The organism is Pseudomonas sp. LBUM1655 (assembly GCF_059716085.1).
Genome location: NZ_CP166801.1, coordinates 644,255 through 662,001, shown reverse-complemented (window position 1 = coordinate 662,001; position 17,747 = coordinate 644,255). Strand labels below are relative to the sequence as shown.

The window sequence follows — 17,747 nt, the reverse complement described above, 5'->3', positions numbered from 1 at the left end:
TTACACCTTCGACACAAGAGGACGGCCCAACAGGCCCTGCGGCCGGAAGACCAGAACAAGTACGAGCAGCGAGAAGCTGAACACGTCTTTGTAGTCGGAGTTGACCAGACCGGAGAACAGCGACTCGGAGATCCCGAGGATGATCCCGCCGAGCATCGCGCCGGGCAATGAACCGATCCCGCCAAGCACCGCTGCGGTGAACGCCTTGATGCCGATGATGAACCCGGCATAGAAGTCGAACGTGCCGTAGTTCATGGTGATCAGCACACCGGCCAGCGCCGCCATGGCCGCACCGATGATGAACACGTAGGAAATCACCCGGTCGGTGTTGATCCCCAGGATCGAGGCCATCTTGCGGTCTTGCTGAGTGGCGCGGCACATGCGGCCGAGCTTGGTGTACTTGATCACGTAGGTCAGCAGGCCCATGCCCACAAACGCCGCGATCAGAATGAACACCTTGGTGTAGGTCAGTTGCACGAAGCCAGTGCCGATCTCGACACGCCAGGCACCGGTGAGCAACGTCGGAACCCCTTGTTGCTTCGCGCCTTGGGCAATCTGTGCATAGTTTTGCAGGATCAGCGAGATACCGATGGCGCTGATCAGCGGTGCGAGTCGGGTGGAGTTACGCAGGGGTTTGTAGGCAACACGCTCGATGACCCAGCCATACACCGCCGTGACGACGATGGTGAAGATCAGCGTGCCAAGCATCAGCAGCGGGAAGGATTCGATACCGAAGTACGCCAGCAGAGCCAGACTGATTGCCGCCAGGTAAGCGGAAATCATGTAAACCTCGCCGTGGGCGAAGTTGATCATGCCGATGATGCCGTAGACCATTGTGTAGCCGATGGCGATCAGGCCATAGACCGACCCGAGGGTCAGGCCGTTGACCAGTTGCTGCAGGAAAATACCATCCATAACGCAATCTCACGCAGTGAGAACCTGCACACCCAGAGGTGTGCGGTTCTTCTAAGGAAAATACAGATTTACGTCGGAGTAATGTCAGAGCGCGATCCGCCCGTCCCACACCGTTCCTGTGGGAGCGAGCCTGCTCGCGAATGCGGTCGATCATTCAACACATGTGTTGGCAGTCATTCCGTCTTCGCGAGCAGGCTCGCTCCCACATTGGATTGGTGGGGATCAGCTGATCGCGTCAGCCCTTACTTCTGTTTTTCCAGCTGGTGATATTTGCCATCCTTGTCCCACTGGTAAACCACGTAGTCGGAGACTTTCAGGTCGCCCTTGGAGTCCCAGGTCTTCTCGCCCATAACGGTCTTGACCGGGTTTTTCTTCAGCCAGGCAGCCGCTTCTTCGCCCTTGTTGGACTTGGCGCCATTGAAGGCGGCGGCCAGGGTCTGTACCGAGGCGTAGGCGTACAGGGTGTAGCCTTCAGGTTCGGTGCCGGCCTTGCGGAAGGCGTCTACCACGGTCTTGCTGTCTGGCAGCAGGCGTGGGTCGGCGCCGAAAGTCATCAGCACGCCATCAACGAATTGCGGGCCACCGGCGGTGGTGACCAGTTCGTCGGTCACAATGCCGTCGTCGGACATGAACTTGACGTCCTTCAGGCCTTGCTCACGCAGTTGGCGAACCAGCGGACCGGCTTCCGGGTGCAGACCGCCGAAGTACACGACATCGGCGCCGGCACCACGGATTTTGGTAACGATGGTGCTGAAGTCTTTTTCGCCACGGGTCAGGCCTTCGTACAGCACCGGAGTCACGCCGCGCTTGACCAGTTGGGCCTTGGTGGCATCAGCCAGACCCTGGCCGTAGGTGTCCTTGTCGTGCAGTACGACAACCTTTTTACCCTTGAGCACGTCGACGATGTAGTCGCCGGCGACGATGCCTTGCTGGTCGTCACGCCCGCACATGCGGAACATGGCGCTCAGGCCGCGCTCGGTCACTTGCGGGTTGGTGGAGCCCGGGGTGATGGCGATGATGCCGGCTTCGTCGTAGATCTCCGACGCAGGAATGGTCGAAGAGGAGCAGAAGTGACCGACCACGCCGGCGACTTTCTGGTTGGTGAGGTCCTTGGCGACCGTCACGGCCTGCTTCGGTTCGCAGGCGTCATCGCCCTTGACCAGTACGATTTTTTCCCCATTGACGCCGCCAGCCGCGTTGACCGCATCGGCCGCCGCCTGTGCACCCTTCATGTACTGCTCGCCAAATGCCGCGTTGGCGCCCGTCATTGGACCCGCTACACCGATTTTCACATCAGCTTGAGCAAACGCAGAAACACCCAACGCAGTAGCCACTGCGAGGGCCAGAAAGCCTTTCTTGTAAAACGTCTGGGACATGAGGTGGTGCTCCAAGGTTTTTTTTTAGTTGGCACTGCGACTTCACTTCACTGAATGCTCAGAGCAAGGGCCGTGCCATCGGTTTTTTATTCTTCAAAAAGTCGCTGCTTTCTTGTTATTTCGACTGTTTCGTTCCCATTTTCATTGGGCGTGCAACCGTCTAAACCGCGGAAGGTGAAACCATTTATTTTTTCAGGCGCAACCCGCACGCGCCATCATTGCAACCGCGGCGCCAAACGACGTGCAACCAGCCTGTAACAGCCCGCGTCACCGAACTGCACACTGCTGGTGCGGGACTGCTACAACCCGCACCATTACAGGCTAGTCGTTACGTCGAAAAGCGCCGCTTCCAGCAACATATTTCAACACTCAAATGACGATGCGCAGGCACTGGCCTGCGTGATACAGCGAGAAACCAGCCTCATAAAGGCAACTGCGCAAACCCACGCCCGCCAGGGGCTGCATCGGTGCAAAAGGAATCGGCAGGGCTTGAGGGTTTCCGTTGCACAGGTAATCAGCGAAAGCCTTGCCGACTACGGTGCCGGTGGTCACGCCACGGCCGTTATAGCCGGTAACGGCCACCAGTCCCGGTGCCGGTTCGAACAGCCGCATCAAGTGATCGGGCGTGAAAGCGATGCGCCCGGTCCAGGTGCATTCCCACTCGACGGGTTTCAGATTGGGGAAGTAATGCTGCTGCACGCGGTCGGCCCAAGCCTTGAGAAACCAGGTCGGCTTCTGATTGCCGTTACCGAGGCTGCCGAGCAATAGCCGCCCTTCTTTGTCGCGGCGGATGCTGCTCAATACCTGACGGGTGTCCCATGAGCCCTGCCCGCCCGGGAGGATTTCCTGGGCGGCATCTTCAGTCAGCGGCACCGAAGCGACCTGGTAGTAGTAACCGGGGAAAAAGTTGCGTTTGAGTTCGGTCCAGTCACCTTCGGTGTAGGCGTTGGAGGCGATGACAACCTGCTCGGCCAACACTGAACCCTGCTCGGTCTGCACCGACCATTTTTGACCCACGCGTTCGAGACGGGTGACCGGGGAATGATCAAACATCTGCCCGCCCAGACCGATCACCGCATTGGCGAGCCCGGTGACATAAGCCATCGGATTGAGCGTCCCGGCGCGTCGATCGAGCAATGCAGCAGCAATCTTTTGCGTGCCGGTGGCTTGCTCGCATGCCTTGCCGGTCAGCAATTCGACCGGTGCACCACGGCGTTTCCATTGCTGCTCACGACTACGCAGATCCGCCCCGCCCTTGGCGTTGTGTGCCATGTGCAGCGTGCCTTCGCGGCGTAACTGGCAATCGATGCCGTACTTGTCCACAAGGCTGAACACCAGCGCCGGCGCCGCACCGAGCATGCGGTTGAGCTGGCTGCCAACGGCTTCGCCGAACCCCGCTTCGATCTCGTCCGGCGGGATCCACATGCCGGCGTTGACCAGCCCGACGTTGCGCCCGGAACCGCCGTGGCCGGCGCGATGGGCTTCCAGCACGCAGACGCTTTTGCCTTTTTCCAACAGATGCAGCGCCGCCGACAAGCCGGTAAACCCGGCGCCAATCACGCACACATCGACTTTGACTTCACCCTTGAGCGCCGTGTTATCGGGCCTTTGCGGCGTGAGTTTTTCCCACAGACATTCTTCGCGTAACGGCATTGCCAGACTCCAACAGAAACCTGCCAAACACATTGTTCACATTGTGGGAGCGAGCCTGCTCGCGAAAGCGGCATATCAGACAACATTGATGTCGACTAACTCACCGCCTTCGCGAGCAGGCTCGCTCCCACAGGGTATGGGGGGTCGCCCCGACATCAGTCGAAGGTAATGCCCTGCGCCAGCGGCAGCTCCAGCGAATAGTTCACGGTATTGGTCTGCCGACGCATGTACGCGCGCCATGCATCCGAGCCCGACTCACGACCGCCGCCGGTCTCTTTCTCACCGCCAAACGCACCACCGATTTCCGCACCGCTCGGGCCGATGTTGACGTTGGCGATGCCGCAGTCACTGCCGACCGCCGACATGAACTGCTCGGCCTCGCGCACGTCAGTGGTGAAGATGCACGACGACAGACCTTGCGGCACTGCGTTGTTCAGGCGCAGCGCCTCTTGGAAGTCGCTGTAGCCGACCACATACAGAATCGGTGCGAAGGTTTCGCTGCAAACCACGTCGCTCTGCTCTGGCATTTCAACAATCGCCGGCGAGACGTAGTAAGCGTTGGGGAATTGATCTTGCAATTGACGCTTGCCGCCAAACACCCGGCCGCCCTCGCTCAGCGCCTGTTCCAGGGCATCTTGCATGTTTTCGAAGCTGTGTTTGTCGATCAGCGGGCCGACCAGATTGCCTTCCAGCGGATGGCCGATGCGCACTTTCGCGTACGCGGCTTTGAGGCGGGTGACGATTTCTTCTTTCACCGATTCATGGGCGATCAGGCGACGCAGCGTGGTGCAACGCTGGCCGGCGGTGCCGACAGCGCTGAACAGAATCGCGCGCACGGCCATGTCCAGATCGGCGCTTGGGCCGAGGATCATCGCGTTGTTGCCGCCCAGTTCAAGGATGCTGCGGGCAAATCGCGCGGCGACTTTCGGCGCCACTTCTCGGCCCATACGGGTGCTGCCGGTGGCGCTGATCAGCGCGACACGTGGGTCATCGACCAACGCTTCGCCCGCGTCACGGCCACCGATAATCACTTGGCAGAGACTGGCCGGCGCATCGGTGAAATTCTTCACCACGCGGTCAAACAGCGCCTGACAGGCCAGCGCCGTCAACGGGGTTTTCTCCGACGGTTTCCACACCACCGGGTTGCCGCAGACCAGCGCCAGCGTGGTGTTCCACGCCCACACCGCGACCGGGAAGTTGAACGCACTGATCACGCCGACCACGCCCAGCGGGTGCCAGGTTTCACGCATGTGGTGGCCCGGGCGCTCGGAGGCGATGGTCAAACCGTACAACTGGCGGGACAGGCCGACGGCGAAGTCGCAAATGTCGATCATCTCCTGCACTTCACCCAGGCCTTCCTGAGTAATCTTGCCCGCTTCCCAGGAAACCAGTTCGCCGAGATCAGCCTTGTACTCGCGCAGCACTTCACCGAATTGACGCACCAGTTCACCGCGACGCGGTGCCGGAACCTTGCGCCACGCCTCGAACGCATGATCTGCGCGACTGATGTGCTGCTCGACTTCGGCCGGGCCTTCCCAGTTCACGGCGGCGATGCGGCTGCCGTCGATCGGCGAATGCACCGGCACTTTGCCGTTCTGATAAAGGGCCGGGTTCACACCAAGACGATCAAGCAATGCGGCAACCATGGGTCACTCCTCAAGCAAAAAACTGAATGTGTGCGGTCGCCATTTCACGACCGGGCAGGCCTTTAGTTGTAGCGTCAGTACGGCAAGGCAACAAACGACCTTTACGCGAGATATCATTCCGTTTATTCATGCTGCGCATAGAAAGACAAGAAAAGGATCCGCCATGCTGAACAAACGCCACTTGCCATCGATCACCGCGCTGCAGTGCTTCGAGGCCGTGACCCGGCACCTGAGTTTTACCCGGGCCGCCGAGGAACTGAACCTGACCCAGAGTGCGGTCAGCAAACAGGTCGCGCAGCTTGAGGAATTGTTGCAGCACTTGTTGTTCCGTCGGGTACGCCGCCGCTTGCAGATGACCCCGGCCGGGGATTTGTACTTGGTGGAGGTCAGAAAAATCCTTACCCAGGTTGAGATGTCGACGCATTACCTGCGTTCCTACGGCGGTGAGACCGAAGTCCTGCGTGTTTCTACCCCCTCAACTTTCGGCGCCCGCTGGCTGGTGCCGCGCCTGAAAGGCTGGCGCTTGCGCCATCCATCGATCCATCTGGATTTATGCAACGAGCAAGAAGCGGATGATTTGCTGCAGGGTCGCAGTGATTTGGCGTTCTATTACGGTCAGGGTTCGCGCCCAGGTACCGAATGCCTGAAGCTGTTCGGCGAAGAGCTGGTGCCGGTGTGCGCGCCGGGCAGCCTGCCTGAAACGCCGTTCACGGATCCGACGCAACTCACCGATCTGGTATTGCTGCAGAATGCCTCGCGCCCACAGGCCTGGCACGACTGGTTCGACAGTCAGGGCTACCAGACAGAGCACAGCTATCACGGGCCGCGTTTCGAAACCTTTTACATGTGCATCCGCGCCGCACAAGTCGGCTGCGGCGTGGCGCTGTTGCCGAGGTTTCTGGTGGAAGAGGAATTGGCCGACGGCAAACTGGTCATTCCCTGGCAGCATGCAATGCCCAGCACCGACTCCTATTACCTGGCGTACCCGGAACATTCGGCGGAAGTGCCCAAGGTCCGAGATTTTGTGAAGTGGATGCTCGAACAGATCGACAATCCAGGCTGAAACCTGGCCCCTGTGGCGAGGGGATTTATCCCCGATGGGTCGCGCAGCGGCCCCAAAATTTCAAGAGCGACGACTGCTTCGCAGCCGGTCGGGGATAAATCCCCTCGCCACAATTGACCTCACTCAGAATAGAAATCGCTGGCAATCCCCACCATTGATATGCGCCACTAGCGCCACTGATTGAGACCGCGCAACGGCGCGGCGCACCTGGAGACCCCGTTATGAGCGAGAGTGTGTTTGCCGATCGCATCGTGCAGAACCTGCTCGACACCGACTTTTACAAACTGACGATGATGCAGGCGGTGCTGCACAACTATCCCAACGTCGAAGTCGAATGGGAGTTCCGTTGCCGTAACAGCGAAGACTTGCGCCCGTATCTGGCCGAGATCCGCTATCAGATCGAGCGCCTTGCCGAGTTGAGCCTGAGTGCCGATCAACTGAGTTTTCTCGAGCGCATCAGCTTTCTGAAACCGGACTTCCTGCGTTTCCTCGGCCTGTTCCGTTTCAACCTGCGCTACCTGCACACCGGCATCGAGAACGGCGAACTGTTCATCCGCCTGCGCGGGCCGTGGCTCCATGTGATCCTCTACGAAGTGCCGCTGCTGGCCATCGTCAGCGAAGTTCGCAACCGTTACCGCTACCGCGAAACCGTGCTTGAGCAGGCGCGTGAGCAGCTTTACCGCAAGTTCGACTGGCTGACGGCCAACGCCTCGGCTGATGAGTTATCGCAATTGCAGGTCGCCGATTTCGGCACCCGTCGCAGGTTTTCCTACCGAGTGCAGGAAGAAGTGGTCAACGTGCTCAAGCACGACTTCCCGGGTCGATTCGTCGGCACCAGCAATGTGCACCTGTCGCGCGAACTGGATATGAAACCGCTGGGCACCATGGCCCACGAATGGATCATGGCGCACCAACAACTCGGCCCACGCCTGATCGACAGTCAGATCGCCGCGCTCGACTGCTGGGTGCGCGAATACCGTGGCTTGCTGGGGATCGCCCTCACCGACTGCATCACCACGGATGCCTTCCTCGGCGATTTTGATCTGTTTTTCGCCAAGCTGTTCGATGGCCTGCGCCACGATTCCGGGGATCCTGTGACCTGGGGCGAAAAATGCATCGCCCACTATCACAAGCTCGGCATCGACCCGATGAGCAAGACCCTGGTGTTCTCCGACAGCCTGACCCTGCCCAAGTCGCTGGAAATATTCCGCGCGCTGCACGGGCGGATCAACGTGAGCTTTGGCATCGGCACCAACCTCACCTGTGACATTCCGGGTGTCGAACCGATGAGCATCGTGCTTAAAATGACCGCCTGCAACGGCCAACCGGTGGCGAAGATCTCCGACGAGCCAGGCAAGACCCACTGCAAAGACCCGAATTTTGTTGCCTATTTGCGACACGTTTTCCAGGTTCCTGCCGATTCCAGTCTATCTAGCAAGGAGTGAATTCATGCAAGCCGTACAGCGTGAGATTGCTGAACAGCTCAAGGTGCAACCGCCGTTCGCTGACTACAAGGCCCTGCAAGCCGAAGTCGCCAGGCGCATTACCTTCATTCAGGACTGCCTGGTCAATTCCGGGCTCAAGACGCTGGTGCTAGGCATCAGCGGCGGCGTCGACTCGCTGACCGCCGGCCTGCTGGCCCAGCGCGCCATGCGTGAACTGCGCGATCAAACGGGCGACCAGAGCTACAAGTTCATCGCCGTGCGCCTGCCGTATGAAACCCAGTTCGACGAACACGACGCTCAGGCCTCGGTGGATTTCATCGCCCCGGACGAACGCCACACCGTCAACATCGGTCCGGCGGTGAAGGCGCTGGCCAGTGAAGTGGCGGCGTTCGAAGGCAAGCACGCGGTGTCAGTTGATTTCGTGCTAGGCAACACCAAGGCGCGGATGCGCATGGTTGCGCAATACACGATTGCTGGCGCGGCGGGCGGTCTGGTGATCGGCACCGACCATGCAGCGGAAGCGGTGATGGGGTTTTTCACCAAGTTCGGCGACGGCGCCTGCGACCTCGCCCCGCTCAGCGGTCTGGTGAAAAATCAGGTGAGGGCGATTGCCCGCAGTTTTGGGGCGCCTGAGTCGTTGGTTGAAAAGATTCCGACTGCGGATCTGGAAGACCTGTCGCCGGGTAAACCGGACGAAGCGTCGCACGGCGTGACCTATACAGAGATCGATGCATTCCTGCACGGTGAGCCACTGCGAGAGGAAGCGTTCAAGATCATTGTTGATACGTACAACAAAACCCATCACAAACGAGTGATGCCGTTTGCACCGTAAGCCATACCGCGCCACTTCAGAAACGAAAAAAGCGTCCCGAGCAGGACGCTTTTTTTGTGCCTGAATAAATTACTTCAGGGTCACAGTGCCTTTCATCATCGAGATGTGGCCAGGGAACGAGCAGAAGAAGCCGTATTTTTCGCTGGCATTAAGCTTGGATACGTCGAAGGTCACCGAATCGGTTTCTTTGGCGCCGATGATTTTGGTGTGGGCGATGACGCGTGCGTCACCGTCCTTCAGGTAGTTCTTGTCGATGCCGGCAGCCAGGCCATCGGTAGCGATCGGCTGCATGTCAGCTTCTTTACTGATCACCAGGTTATGGCCCATGACATTCTTCGGCAGGCTGCCGGAGTGGGTCAACTCGACGGTGAAGGTCTTGCAGCTCTTGTCGATCACGATTTCCTTGGTGTTGAAGGACATCTGATCGGTGGAGTCAACGGTGGTTTTGCACTCGGCAGCCATCAATTGGCTGCTGGCTAGCGCCAGCAGGGATACCGCAACAACTTTGGAAAACATGGTGAATCTCCAAGGCAGGGTTAACAAAATCACGAATGGTTGGAAGACTGCCTGAAATCTTCGCAAGTTCCTATGACTTGCGTCAAAAATTGTATACAACTTTCAGGCTATGACACTCATCGACACAATCTAACGGCTAAACCATCTGGCCCGCCCTATGATCGGCCCATCCCTTGAGACGGAGTGCCTGTCATGTTCTTTAACGGTCTGTTGTGCAGTTTGCTCGCCGCCTACGCCTGTGGCGCCAGCGGTACCTTTGAATCACCGGAACCCGAAGTTTAGACCTTGGATCGAGGCCTGCCAGCCATTACCCTGTGACGGATTGACCCAGGAGGAAGGCATGTCTCTGAAATCCGTTTGTGTATTCTGCGGTGCCAACGCCGGCACCGACCCGGCTTACACCGAAGCCGCCGTCGCCCTTGGCCGGGCAATGGCCGAGCGCAAGTTGACCCTGGTCTACGGCGGTGGCGCCGTCGGTTTGATGGGTATCGTCGCCGATGCCGCGCTGGCTGCCGGTGGTGAGGTGATCGGCATCATCCCGCAAAGCCTGATGGACAAGGAAATCGGTCACAAGAGCCTGACACGTCTGGAAGTGGTCGATGGCATGCATGCGCGCAAGGCGCGGATGGCTGAACTCAGCGATGCGTTTATTGCGCTGCCCGGCGGCCTTGGCACGCTGGAAGAGTTGTTCGAAGTCTGGACCTGGGGCCAGCTTGGCTACCACGGCAAACCGCTGGGTCTGATGGAAGTGAACGGTTTCTACAGCAAACTCACCGCTTTTCTTGACCATATCGTCGGCGAAGGCTTCGTTCGCGCGCCACACCGTGACATGCTGCAAGTGAGCGAATCGCCGCAAACACTGCTCGAGTCCCTCGATAACTGGAAGCCGACCGTCACGCCCAAGTGGGTCGACCAAAAACCCGGTTAACCGCCGGGCACCGATACAGGGCAGAATACGCGCCGCTCAACCTCACCTTCGACCCAAGAGGATCGCCCATGGCCAAACCCAATTACTCCTTCGCCAAACGTCAACGAGACCTGGAAAAGGAAAAGAAGAAAGAGGAAAAGCTTCAGCGCAAGAAACAATCAGCTGAAGACGCGGCACTGAACCCTGATGGTGAAGTGGCGACTGACAACGATGTTGATACCGATGTAGATGCACCGAAAGATCAGGCGCCTGACGCCTGAGCTGATTGTTGGTTCGCTCCCTGAGGGAGCGATCTGTGGCGAGGGGATTTATCCCCGATGGGTCGCGAAGCGGCCCCTGCGTCCGGCCAACCCGAATGAGTTGTCTGGACTGAGCGACTGCTTCGCAGCCGATCGGGGATAAATCCCCTCGCCACAAAGCTCCCCATACGATTGTGCTTATTCCAAAGGCATCACCGTGACCCTGACTTCAGGATCATGACTGCCGCCCCCCAGAATCACCCCCCGCAACGGCGACACATCGGAAAAATCCCTGCCCCATGCCAACGTGATGTGTTCCAGCGCCGGCTGCACATTGTTGGTCGGATCAAAATCCACCCAGCCCAGCACCGGACAAAACACCGAAACCCAGGCATGCGACGCATCGGCGCCGATCAGCCGTGGCTGCCCCGGTGGTGGCTGGGTCAGCAGATAACCACTGATGTAACGTGCCGCCAGCCCTCGAGAGCGCACGCAGGCCAGCATCAAGTGGGCGAAGTCCTGACAAACCCCACGCCGACGTTCCAGCACTTCCACCAGCGGCGTCGCCACCTGGGTTGCCTCGGCATCAAAGGTGAATTCACTGAAAATCTTCTGCATCAAGGCCTGCACACCCAGCAGCAAAGGACGACCGGGAGGGAAACAGCTTTGCGAAAACTCGACGAAGCTACGCTTCAAGTGCACGTACGGTGACTGGAATCGATAGCGGCAAGCTTCAAGCAATTCGGCAGACAACGGCTGACTGCTGTACGTCAACGCATTGCGCGTCAGCTCCCACGCAGGGGACTGGTTGAAATCCAGCGCCGGTCGCGCCAGCACCTCAACGGTCAGCCGCGCGTTGACCTGCAATTCATCATGCGGTCGCTCGAAGGCCAGTCGGGTCAGCGGATTGCCGAACACATCCAGCTCATCACGGCGCGCCGTTGGTTCCGGACTGATCAGCAACTGCTGCTCGGTGCAGCGCTGCCAACTGCATTCACGCGGCCACAGGTGCGCCAATTGCTGCGCCAGGGAAACCGGGCTGTCGTAGTGATAACAGGTGTCATGGAAGATCTGGTAATGCGCGTTCATCAGACGGACACCGTACGCTGGCTGACATCATCGACATGGGCGAAATGGCGCAGGGCCAGGCGATCGGATACCTGCCCGCTGGCATCGGCGATCTCTTGCAGCAAATCCGCCAAACCATCGAGCGCCGCGCGCACGCTGGACTCGCCGAACAACGGGTTCTCCAGACACCCCAGATCAAACCGCGCCAGACGCTCGACCAGTTGCGGCAACCCAGCCTCCCTTGGCACACCGAAATCGTCATTCAAACGTTTCAGCGTGCGGGTGACCAGTTTCAACTGGAACAACACGGCGTGGGGGTTTTGCTCATCGAGCAGTAACAGGTCGAGTACCGGAATCAACTGCGCCACCGCCAGATAGCGTGAGCGGTAAGTGATGCTGCTGTTGCCCAGCTCCAGCAACCACTCAAGTCCGGCCTGATCGAACGCCCCCGCGCCGCGCAGAAACGCCGCCAGGCTGCTGCTGAGAAATTGCAGACGCTCAATGCGCCGGCCAATCATCAGGAAACGCCAGCCTTCGTCGCGGGTCATGTCGTCCAGTGCAAACCCGGACAGCGCAGCGAGCGACATCACCAGACGATTGAGAAAATCCAGCAACTCGCCGAAATCCGGCTCGTCGGTGTCCAGTTCCGTCGCTTCACGTTGCAACTCCACCAACGCCTGCCAGTTCTCCCGGGAGAGCTTGCCGCGCACCTGCGAAGCCGCCCACTGCAAGCGTTGCAGGTTGGCCCGCAGGCTGAACGACCAGTCTTCGCCGAGCAGCGCTGCCAACAGGCGCTCCGGCAGCTCACCCTCGTCCGGCAACAGCGCCAGCCGCTCGCCGAGATCGACAGCCGCCAGCAGCGCTTGTGGATCATCACCGTCCACATAGCGCGTCAGCATGATTCGCAGCAGACGTGCGCTGTCATCACAACGCTCGCAGTAACGGCCGAACCAGAACAGGTTTTCCACCACCCGCGAAGGCAGGTAAGGGTCGCGCCGCACAAGATCGTGTACACCGACGTTGCGTTGCGCCTTCCATTGTTCGCCGCTCGGCGGCCGGTCGCCCAACACCCACGTGTCCTTGCTCGCGCCGCCGCGCTGCATCGAGACCACTTCGGCATCGGCTTCGGCGGCCACCCGGGTCAGACCACCGGGCAGCACACGATAGCCGTCATGACTGGCCACCGCGTACATACGCATGCCGATGGCCCGGGGTTGCAGTTGACCATCCTCGGCTTGCCAGATCGGCGCTTGGGACAGTTGGGCCAGCTCTTGCGCAACATAGGCATAAGGCCGTGCCTGCATGCGCTCGGCGAGGGATTGACGCTGTTTTTCACTCAGATCACGGCCAAATACCGGCGTGAAGCTTTGCGAGGGGAATGCCGGTTTGATCAACAGTTCCGGCAGCTTTTCCAGGGCTTGGGCCAACACCGGTGCCTCACCACACCACCATGTAGCGATGGACGGCAGGATCAGTTCTTCGCCGAAGAGGAATTGGTTGATCTTCGGCAAAAAACCCAACAAACCCGGAGACTCCAGCACACCGCTGCCGAGCGCATTGGCGACCAACACACGCCCCTGTCGCGCCGCTTCCAGCAAACCGGGAACACCCAGCGCGGAATCCGTGCGCAGCTCCAAGGGATCGCAGAAGTCGTCGTCGAGCCGCCGCATGATCGCGTGCACCCGGCGCAGGCCACTGAGGGTTTTCAGGTAGACCGTGGCATCACGCACCGTGAGGTCGCCGCCCTCCACCAGCGGATAACCGAGCTGTCGGGCGAGATACAAATGTTCGAAATAGCTTTCGTTGAAGCGCCCCGGCGTCAGCAACACCACCAGTGGCGCGTCGTCATCGCTGGGCGCCTGACGGGCCAGGGTTTCCTGCAGCGTACGGAAGAAACCGGCCAGATGTTGCACCTTCAGATCCCGGTACAACTCGGGGAAGGCGCGCGACACGATGGTGCGGTTTTCCAGTGCATAACCGGCCCCGGATGGCGCCTGAGTGCGATCCGCCGTCACCCACCAGCGCCCGTCCGGCGTGCGCGCCAGATCCACGGCGTACAGATGCAGAAAGGCATCGTCCGGCGGAAGAATCCCCTGACACGGCCAGAGAAAATTGTTGTGCCCGAATACCAGTTCCGCCGGCAACAGACCTTCGCTGATCAACCGTTGCGGGCCGTACAAGTCGGCCAGCACGGCATTGAGCAATCGCGCTCGCTGAGCAATACCCGCTGACAATTGCTGCCACTCGTCCGCTGCGATCACGTGCGGCAGCAGATCCAGTTCCCACGGGCGATCTGCACCCTTGGGATCGGCGTAGACGTTGTAGGTGACACCGTTTTCCTGAATCTGCCGGGCCAGCAAAGCCTGACGCTGCAGCAATTGCGCAGGGGTGTTGCGCTGCAACTGGTCGAACAGCCGCTGCCAGTGCGGACGCACCGCACCACTGTCATCCAGCAGTTCATGATAAGTGCCCGCCGTCAGCGGGTAGCGGTCTAGCAGGTCAGGCATGGAAAGCTCGGCAGACAGCAGGGAACGGTCAGACTAACGCAGGCACATGACGCCCGGATAGACGAAAAATCCGGGCGTCGCGTAGGACTTAAAAGCGTCGTAAATCGAGAGTCATCGGTAGCTCGTCAGACAATGTCAGGTTCGGTATCGGAAGTTTCCCTGGCGTGTGGCCGATGCGGAAGAAACGCGCCATGCGCCGACTCTCCGCTTCATTGGCGTTGACCGGCAACGTCTCGTAGTTACGGCCACCGGGATGCGCGACGTGGTACTGACAACCGCCCAGCGAACGCGCCATCCAGGTGTCGAGCAGGTCGAACACCAGCGGCGCGTGCACCGGGATTGTCGGTTGCAGACAGTTGGCCGGTTGCCAGGCGCGGTAACGCACGCCAGCAACGAACTCACCGACCCGCCCGGTCGGATGCAGCGGCACGGGGATGCCGTTGCAGGTCAGCAGATAACGCTGCGGCGGCAAACCCTTGAGTTTGACCTGCAAACGCTCCAGCGACGAATCGACGTAACGCACCGTGCCACCCACCACGCCCTCCTCGCCCAGCACATGCCATGGCTCGAGCGACTGCCGTAGCTCAAGCTCGATGCCGTTCACCGCGTAATCGCCGACCTTGGGAAAGCGAAACTCCAGATGTGCTGCAAACCACTCGGCGCGCAACGGATAACCGGCGCTGTTTAGCTCAACGATGACGTCGGCGAAATCCTGTTCGATAAAGTGCGGCAACATGAACCGATCGTGCAACTCGGTGCCCCAGCGCGCCAGTTTCGGCGGCGCATACGGCTCGCGCCAGAAGCGCGCAACCAGCGCCCGCAGCAACAATTGCTGAGCCAGGCTCATGCGCGCGTGCGGCGGCATTTCAAAGGCGCGCAGTTCCAGCAGCCCGAGGCGACCGGTAGCGCCATCCGGCGAATACAGTTTGTCGATGCAGAACTCGGCGCGATGGGTGTTGCCGGTGACGTCGATCAGCAAGTTGCGCAGCAGTCGATCCACCAGCCACGGCGCGCACTCCTCGCCCGGTTCAGGCATCTGTGCAAAGGCGATTTCCAGCTCATACAACGCATCGTTGCGCGCTTCGTCGACCCGTGGTGCCTGAGAGGTCGGGCCGATGAACAACCCGGAAAACAGATACGACAACGACGGGTGGTTGTGCCAGTAACTGATCAAGCTGCGCAGCAGATCCGGTCGGCGCAGGAACGGTGAGTCCGCCGGCGTTGCGCCACCGAGGACGAAATGGTTGCCGCCGCCCGTGCCGGTGTGGCGGCCGTCGATCATGAATTTCTCGGTGGTCAGGCGAGTCTGGCGTGCCTCTTCATAGAGAAACTCGGTGCGTTCGACCAACTCGTCCCAGCTTGCAGACGGCTGCACGTTCACCTCGATCACGCCAGGATCCGGGGTGATGCGGAAATTGCTCAGACGCGGGTCACTCGGCGGCTCGTAACCTTCCAGCAACACCGGGCAATGCAGCTCTTCGGCGGTGGCCTCGATCGCCGCCACCAGCTCCAGATAATCCTCGACCCGTTCCAGCGGCGGCATGAACAGGTACAAGCGCCCTTCGCGGGCCTCGGCGCAAAACGCGGTGCGCGTCAGCCAATCGGCGGATTCGTCGATTTTCGGCAGGCGCTCGTCAGCGTTGGCCGGATCGCCGTGACTGTTGAGTTGCGCGGTATCCGGTAGCTCCGGGAAGTCCTGATTCGGGTCCTGCGGATGAACAAACGGATATTCGGCCGCTTTCACCCACGGCTGCGAACCGAGCGGCAAGCGGTAACCCAGCGGCGAATCCCCCGGCACCAACCGACAATGCTCGTCACGCAGATACCAGCGCCCGCTCTGCCATTGATCGCCCTTGGCGGTACGCGCCAGCGGCAGCACCTGACCGATTACCTTATCGAGCCCCTGACTGAAGACTTTGCGCAGTCGTGCGCGCTCCAACGGCTCCTCCAGACGCGAATCCTCAGCGCTGACGTTGCTCGGCAACGAACCCTCGCGCCAGAGGTAATAGAAATTGTCCTCGTAGGCCTGAAACACAAAGCGCGCAGGCAACTTCAACCGCTCGGCGACACTGGCGAGAAAACGCCCGGCGAGTTCGCCATTGGCGCCGTAATCCTGTTGTTCGTCGGCGATCAGCGCGTCGTTTTGCCAGATCGGCACGCCGTCGCGGCGCCAATAACAATTGAGCGACCAGCGCGGCAATTGCTCGCCCGGATACCACTTGCCCTGGCCGAAATGCACCAGCCCCTTCGGGGCGTAATGCTTGCGCATGCGCTGGAACAGCTCGGCGGATAGCCGGCGCTTGTCCTCGCCCAGGGCCGCGGTGTTCCACTCGGCGCCATCCGGGTCGTCGATGGAGACGAAGGTCGGCTCACCGCCCATGGTCAGGCGTACATCGCCCTCAAGCAGGTCGGCGTCGATCTGCCGCCCCAGTGCCTGAATCGCCAGCCATTGCTCATCGGTGTACGGCTTGGTAACCCGCGGCGCTTCCCAGATTCGCTCCACCGACATTTCGTGGCTGAACTGTGTCTCGCAAGGTTCGACCATCCCGCTGATCGGTGCCGCCGACGACGGATCAGGACTACAGGCCAAGGGAATATGCCCTTCACCGGCGAACAGCCCGGAAGTGGCGTCGAGGCCGATCCAGCCGGCACCCGGCAAATACACTTCGCACCAGGCGTGCAGGTCGGTGAAGTCCACTTCAGTGCCGGAGGGGCCGTCGAGGCTTTTCACATCCGCGGTCAGTTGAATCAGGTAACCAGAGACAAACCGTGCAGCCAGCCCCAGATTGCGCAGCAGTTGCACCAGCAGCCACGCCGAGTCGCGGCAGGAACCGGAGGCGTGTTCGAGGGTGTGTTCCGGGGTTTGCACGCCCGGTTCCATGCGGATCAGGTAACCAATGTCTTCGCTCAGGCGCTGATTGAGTGCCACCAGAAAGTCCACGGCCGGCAGCGGCGTGCGGTCGATGCCGTCCAGATAGGCCTGGAACTTCGGCGTCAGCGGCAATGTTTCGAGGTACGGCGCCAGCTCTTTGCGCTCATCGGCGGCATAGGCGAAGGGGATTTTCTCGGCGTAAGGCTCGAGGAAGAAGTCGAACGGATTGAACACCGCCATTTCGGCCAGCAGATCGACTTCGATGCGCAGTTCATTGGTTTTCTCGGGAAAAACCAGCCGCGCGAGGTAGTTGCCCTGCGGGTCTTGCTGCCAGTTGATGAAGTGCTGCTCGGGCGAGACTTTCAGCGCATAGGACAGAATCCGCGTGCGGCTGTGGGCGGCCGGGCGCAGGCGAACGATCTGCGGGCCGAGTTCGACAGCGCGGTCGTAGCGGTAATGCGTGACGTGATGCAATGCGACATGAATCGACACGGCGTGCCTCCTGCGAGCCTTAAGCGTATTCGAAAGCGCGCAAGAGTTATGCCATGCACAGGCTTGGGCGCTTTCCCGGAATGCTCAAGGCAGTACAGCACCAAAATCGGGCGATGCGGGGAAATGCTTTGGCAAAGTTGCGCCTAAATGTGGCGACATTGGTTCATGCAGTGTTTGATCGGGCGCTTTCGCGAG

General features: G+C 60.1%; 13 protein-coding genes. 5 read left to right on the top strand and 8 right to left on the bottom strand.

Going from position 1 to position 17,747, the window contains the following annotated elements; genetic code table 11:
* From ACA074_RS02860 to amaB, 4 genes are all read right to left on the bottom strand, one after another.
* On the bottom strand, positions 1 to 915 hold the full coding sequence (locus tag ACA074_RS02860) for an ABC transporter permease subunit (RefSeq protein WP_187681241.1): 915 nt from the start codon (positions 913 to 915) through the stop codon (positions 1 to 3).
* Between the two features lie 242 nt (positions 916 to 1,157).
* A complete protein-coding gene (locus ACA074_RS02855; RefSeq protein WP_007915892.1) occupies positions 1,158 to 2,291 on the bottom strand; it encodes an ABC transporter substrate-binding protein in 1,134 nt (377 codons plus the stop codon).
* Positions 2,292 to 2,660: 369 nt separating this feature from the next.
* On the bottom strand, positions 2,661 to 3,944 hold the full coding sequence (gene amaA / locus ACA074_RS02850; RefSeq protein WP_497678403.1) for an L-pipecolate oxidase: 1,284 nt from the start codon (positions 3,942 to 3,944) through the stop codon (positions 2,661 to 2,663).
* A 155-nt stretch (positions 3,945 to 4,099) separates the two neighbouring features.
* Positions 4,100 to 5,590, bottom strand: a complete 1,491-nt coding sequence (gene amaB, locus ACA074_RS02845) for an L-piperidine-6-carboxylate dehydrogenase (protein ID WP_401265892.1) — start codon at positions 5,588 to 5,590, stop codon at positions 4,100 to 4,102.
* A gap of 163 nt (positions 5,591 to 5,753) precedes the next feature.
* On the opposite strand from amaB, the gene ACA074_RS02840 reads away from it, so the two are divergent.
* The 3 genes from ACA074_RS02840 (at position 5,754) to nadE (ending at position 8,930) form a co-directional block, all read left to right on the top strand.
* Positions 5,754 to 6,653 carry a LysR family transcriptional regulator gene (locus ACA074_RS02840; RefSeq protein WP_401265890.1) on the top strand — a complete coding sequence of 300 codons (900 nt, stop codon included), beginning with the start codon at positions 5,754 to 5,756 and terminating at the stop codon, positions 6,651 to 6,653.
* Positions 6,654 to 6,874: 221 nt separating this feature from the next.
* Positions 6,875 to 8,098 carry a nicotinate phosphoribosyltransferase gene (gene pncB, locus ACA074_RS02835; RefSeq protein WP_401265889.1) on the top strand — a complete coding sequence of 408 codons (1,224 nt, stop codon included), beginning with the start codon at positions 6,875 to 6,877 and terminating at the stop codon, positions 8,096 to 8,098.
* 4 nt (positions 8,099 to 8,102) lie between these two features.
* On the top strand, positions 8,103 to 8,930 hold the full coding sequence (nadE, locus tag ACA074_RS02830) for an NAD(+) synthase (RefSeq protein WP_401265886.1): 828 nt from the start codon (positions 8,103 to 8,105) through the stop codon (positions 8,928 to 8,930).
* A 69-nt stretch (positions 8,931 to 8,999) separates the two neighbouring features.
* Here nadE and azu read toward each other — a convergent pair whose 3' ends face one another.
* Positions 9,000 to 9,446: an azurin gene (azu, locus tag ACA074_RS02825; RefSeq protein WP_401265884.1), complete on the bottom strand. Its 447-nt coding sequence runs from the start codon at positions 9,444 to 9,446 to the stop codon at positions 9,000 to 9,002.
* A 340-nt stretch (positions 9,447 to 9,786) separates the two neighbouring features.
* Here azu and ACA074_RS02820 point away from each other — a divergent pair, with 340 nt between their 5' ends.
* Positions 9,787 to 10,374, top strand: a complete 588-nt coding sequence (locus ACA074_RS02820) for a cytokinin riboside 5'-monophosphate phosphoribohydrolase (protein WP_187677863.1) — start codon at positions 9,787 to 9,789, stop codon at positions 10,372 to 10,374.
* A 68-nt stretch (positions 10,375 to 10,442) separates the two neighbouring features.
* Positions 10,443 to 10,634 carry a hypothetical protein gene (locus ACA074_RS02815; RefSeq protein ID WP_187677864.1) on the top strand — a complete coding sequence of 64 codons (192 nt, stop codon included), beginning with the start codon at positions 10,443 to 10,445 and terminating at the stop codon, positions 10,632 to 10,634.
* 177 nt (positions 10,635 to 10,811) lie between these two features.
* On the opposite strand, the gene ACA074_RS02810 is transcribed toward ACA074_RS02815, so the two are convergent.
* The 3 genes from ACA074_RS02810 to ACA074_RS02800 form a co-directional block, all read right to left on the bottom strand.
* Positions 10,812 to 11,702 (bottom strand): transglutaminase family protein, encoded by an 891-nt coding sequence (locus ACA074_RS02810; RefSeq protein WP_187677865.1) that lies wholly within the window; start codon positions 11,700 to 11,702, stop codon positions 10,812 to 10,814.
* The gene (locus tag ACA074_RS02805) at positions 11,702 to 14,188 is read right to left on the bottom strand and encodes a circularly permuted type 2 ATP-grasp protein (protein WP_497616232.1); all 2,487 of its coding nucleotides are present in this window, start codon (positions 14,186 to 14,188) and stop codon (positions 11,702 to 11,704) included. Before ACA074_RS02805 ends, ACA074_RS02810 begins: the two co-directional genes overlap by 1 nt.
* Positions 14,189 to 14,276: 88 nt before the next feature.
* The gene (locus ACA074_RS02800) at positions 14,277 to 17,552 is read right to left on the bottom strand and encodes a transglutaminase family protein (RefSeq protein WP_497678402.1); all 3,276 of its coding nucleotides are present in this window, start codon (positions 17,550 to 17,552) and stop codon (positions 14,277 to 14,279) included.
* Positions 17,553 to 17,747: the final 195 nt, after the last annotated feature.

Coding starts and splice junctions, on each gene's coding strand:
- amaA (WP_497678403.1), bottom strand. CDS start 3,944: ATGCCGTTACGCGAAGAATGTCTGTGGGAAAAACTCACGCCGCAAAGG.
- ACA074_RS02840 (WP_401265890.1), top strand. CDS start 5,754: ATGCTGAACAAACGCCACTTGCCATCGATCACCGCGCTGCAGTGCTTC.
- ACA074_RS02805 (WP_497616232.1), bottom strand. CDS start 14,188: ATGCCTGACCTGCTAGACCGCTACCCGCTGACGGCGGGCACTTATCAT.
- ACA074_RS02810 (WP_187677865.1), bottom strand. CDS start 11,702: ATGAACGCGCATTACCAGATCTTCCATGACACCTGTTATCACTACGAC.
- ACA074_RS02820 (WP_187677863.1), top strand. CDS start 9,787: ATGTCTCTGAAATCCGTTTGTGTATTCTGCGGTGCCAACGCCGGCACC.
- ACA074_RS02860 (WP_187681241.1), bottom strand. CDS start 915: ATGGATGGTATTTTCCTGCAGCAACTGGTCAACGGCCTGACCCTCGGG.
- ACA074_RS02815 (WP_187677864.1), top strand. CDS start 10,443: ATGGCCAAACCCAATTACTCCTTCGCCAAACGTCAACGAGACCTGGAA.
- nadE (WP_401265886.1), top strand. CDS start 8,103: ATGCAAGCCGTACAGCGTGAGATTGCTGAACAGCTCAAGGTGCAACCG.
- ACA074_RS02855 (WP_007915892.1), bottom strand. CDS start 2,291: ATGTCCCAGACGTTTTACAAGAAAGGCTTTCTGGCCCTCGCAGTGGCT.
- pncB (WP_401265889.1), top strand. CDS start 6,875: ATGAGCGAGAGTGTGTTTGCCGATCGCATCGTGCAGAACCTGCTCGAC.
- azu (WP_401265884.1), bottom strand. CDS start 9,446: ATGTTTTCCAAAGTTGTTGCGGTATCCCTGCTGGCGCTAGCCAGCAGC.
- amaB (WP_401265892.1), bottom strand. CDS start 5,590: ATGGTTGCCGCATTGCTTGATCGTCTTGGTGTGAACCCGGCCCTTTAT.